This window comes from Mesorhizobium sp. M1A.F.Ca.IN.020.06.1.1 (assembly GCF_004023265.1).
In the GTDB taxonomy this organism is placed as follows: domain Bacteria; phylum Pseudomonadota; class Alphaproteobacteria; order Rhizobiales; family Rhizobiaceae; genus Mesorhizobium.
Genome location: NZ_RZSR01000760.1, coordinates 1 through 2,971 on the forward strand (window position 1 = coordinate 1; position 2,971 = coordinate 2,971).

Annotated in this window: 3 protein-coding genes and 1 pseudogene; 2 read left to right on the plus strand and 2 right to left on the minus strand. The window is 66.6% G+C overall.

The window, feature by feature from the left end; all coding sequences use genetic code 11:
• Window positions 1-195, plus strand: a 195-nt coding sequence (locus tag EOA60_RS26465; protein ID WP_164899544.1) for a universal stress protein, incomplete at its 5' end; no start/stop codon positions are given.
• Window positions 196-238: 43 nt separating this feature from the next.
• Here the strand turns inward: EOA60_RS26465 and EOA60_RS26470 are convergent.
• Window positions 239-874, minus strand: a complete 636-nt coding sequence (locus EOA60_RS26470; protein ID WP_095824673.1) for an ankyrin repeat domain-containing protein — start codon at window positions 872-874, stop codon at window positions 239-241.
• Window positions 875-1,134: 260 nt separating this feature from the next.
• Window positions 1,135-1,800 (minus strand): annotated as a pseudogene (locus EOA60_RS26475) (MFS transporter); the annotation flags it as partial.
• A gap of 558 nt (window positions 1,801-2,358) precedes the next feature.
• On the opposite strand from EOA60_RS26475, the gene EOA60_RS26480 reads away from it, so the two are divergent.
• On the plus strand, window positions 2,359-2,971 hold a 613-nt coding region (locus EOA60_RS26480; RefSeq protein ID WP_128312141.1), incomplete at its 3' end, for an MFS transporter.

Genomic DNA, 2,971 nt, shown 5'->3' on the forward strand with positions numbered 1-2,971 from the left:
CGTCAGGCGGGCAGGAACGTGGCGCTGATCGTCATGGGCGTGGCGCGGCGGCCGGGCGAGGAACTCATCTTCGGCGAGACGACGAGCGGCGTGCTGCAGCGCTGCCCAAGCCCGGTGATGCTGATCTCCGACGCGCGGCTGCGCCGCGACGACGAGGGCAGGGAGGCGCTGAGGTCAGGTACGGGCACGGGCTGAGGGCAGCTTCGGCCTGACGGTTCCAATGGCTGACGGCCGCACTTCACTTGCCTTCGAAAAAGCGATGGATCGCGGCGTCCAGCTTGCCGATGAGTTCGGCGTTGCGCGTGCTGCCAGCCCAGATCAGCGCATTGAGCCGCATGTCCTTGTTGAGGAAGTTCACCTTGCGGGATTCCAGCAGATATTGCGCGACTTCGAAGTGGCGTCCCTTGATCGCCTCGATGAGCGCGCTGTTGCGTCCCGTCTTGTCGGCGAGATTGACGTCGGCGCCATGCTCGACCAGCAGCTTGACGATATCGAGATGCCCGTTCCTTGCGGCTTCGATGAGCGGCGTCCTGCCGTAATAGTCGGCGCGGGCGTCGATATCGATCTGCGGATGCTTCAGCAGCGCCCGGATACAGGCGAGGTGACCCCTAGCCGCAGCCAGGCTCAATGGTGTGCTCTTCCATTTGTTTCTGCAGTTCACGTCGACCGCCGGGTGGCCGATCAAAGTTTCGAGCACGGCGGTGCGGCCGTTATGCGCCGCGAGGTGCAGGCTTGACCAGCCGTCTTCATCGGTCTGGTTGATATCCGCGCCCGCTGCGAGCTCCGCGCGCGAGGCTTCGGCATCGCCGCTCTCGGCCGCGACCAGCAGGCGGGACCAATTCCTTGTTTCTGCGGCTTCCAGGCCTGTGTCCACTGCAATATTCCCGACCACGGATGGCGCCGGCCCGGCCGGCATTCAGATGCAGCGTCTTCTCTCGCGGAGAGTTTCACACTCGCCGTCGTCGGGCAATGGATTTCGCGTCGGCGGTGCGGGCAACTCGAGGGGAGATGCCGGCAGGGCAGGTCCGAGCGTGGATCGCCGGCGCCCCATGCGACGGAGAGGGGCGTCGGCGCTTGACGCGCCGCGACCCCCTCTGTCGCCTTCGGCGACATCTCCCCCTCGAGGAGGGAGATTCATCTCGCTATGCCATCTGCAGCCGAGCCGATGAACAGCCAGGAATAGCTGGCATAGGCGTCGTAGATCATGCCGCCGGCGAGCGGGCCGAACGACATGCCGAGGCTGGAGAGCATGGTGGCGGCGCCGAACACCGTGCCGATGATGCGCGGCCCGAAATATTCGCGTGCCAGCACCGCATAGAGCGGCATGACGCCGCCGTAGGTGGCGCCGAAGATGACGGCCAGCACGTAGAACTGCTCGAGCCGGCCGACCGCGAGATAGGCGGCGATCACGGCGGCCTGGATGGCAAGGCCGGTGATCAGCACCGGCTTGACCCCCAGCCGGTCGCCGAGCACGCCGTAGAGCAGGCGTCCGCCAAGGCCGGCAAGGCCCTCGACGCTATAGATCGAGACGGCAGCCATCGGCGCAACGCCGCAGGCCATCGCATAGCTGACCATGTGGAAGATCGGCCCCGAATGCGCCGCGCAGCAGGCGAAGAAGGTCATGCCCAGCACCAGGAACTGCGGCGAGCGCAGCGCCTGGCCGACGCTCATGCCGGGGTCGTCGGCGGCACGCGCCGGCATGCCGCCGTCGGCCGCCGCGCCGGCCGCCGGCGGCTGGCGTACCAGGAAGACGGCGGGCAGCAGGAGCACCCAGGCCATGACGCCGATGTCGACCATGGCGCGGTCCTTGGCCTGGAAGGCGAGATGGTGACGGCCGGTGAGCACGCCCTGGGCCGCGCGGCTATCGGCGCTGGAAACGAACAGTTCGTCCGCCCAGAAATAATCCTCGGCCTCGCCGCCGATCGGGACGCCCAGCACCTCGAGCACCGCGCCGTAGAAACGCCGGCTCGCCTTGACGTCGCGCACCACCAGATGAAGGTGGTCGATGAGCCGGCCGCGATAGAGTTGCATGGCGTGTTGCCTCCTCCCGATTGCTGCGGCTCAATCTAGAAGGGCCTGGTACATGGTCAATGTGGGTGCGGAAGACTGCTGACAGTTAAAGACGGTCGGCGCGAGGCACCGCCTCTGTCCTATCGGACAGTCCCGCAGGACAGAGGGGGGTGTGAAGGAACGCCAGCATAAGGCGATCGGCCAACATCCCCCAAAAATCCGGATAAAAAATGCAACCAGATTGTAGGATCGGTGTCCGCAGCGGCGTCCTTCGGACGCAAGCGGCGCGATGGACCTGGAAAAACCGTGCCGCATCAAACAGGATGCCGTTGGGCACGGGAGAAAATCATGAATCCTTCCTATCGTTGGGTCATCGTCGCGGCCGGCGCGCTGATGACCTGTGTGGCGCTCGGCGCGATGTTCTCGCTGGCGATCTTTCTCGAGCCGATGTCGATCGACACCGGCTGGTCGCGCGCCGGCATTTCCAGCGCCATGACGCTGAATTTTCTGGTGATGGGCATCGGCGGCTTCGCCTGGGGCGCGATCTATGACCGCGTCGGTGCCCGCCCCGTCGTGCTTGCCGGCGCGGGGCTGCTCGGGCTGGCGCTGGTGGTGGCGAGCCGCGCCAACTCGCTGCTGATCTTCCAGCTCAGCTACGGCGTGATCGTCGGGCTGGCGGCCAGCGCGTTCTTCGCGCCTATGATCGCGCTCACCACCGCCTGGTTCGACACCAACCGAAGCCTTGCCGTGTCGCTGGTTTCGGCCGGCATGGGAGTGGCGCCGATGACCATCTCGCCCTTCGCCCGCTGGCTGATCTCGGCCTATGACTGGCGGACCGCCATGTTCGACATCGGCGTCATGGCCTGGGTGCTCCTGCTGCCCGCCGTCTTCCTGGTACGCCAGCCGCCGGCGGCCGGCGCGGCGGCCGACGGCGGCATGCCGGCGCGTGCCGCCGACGACC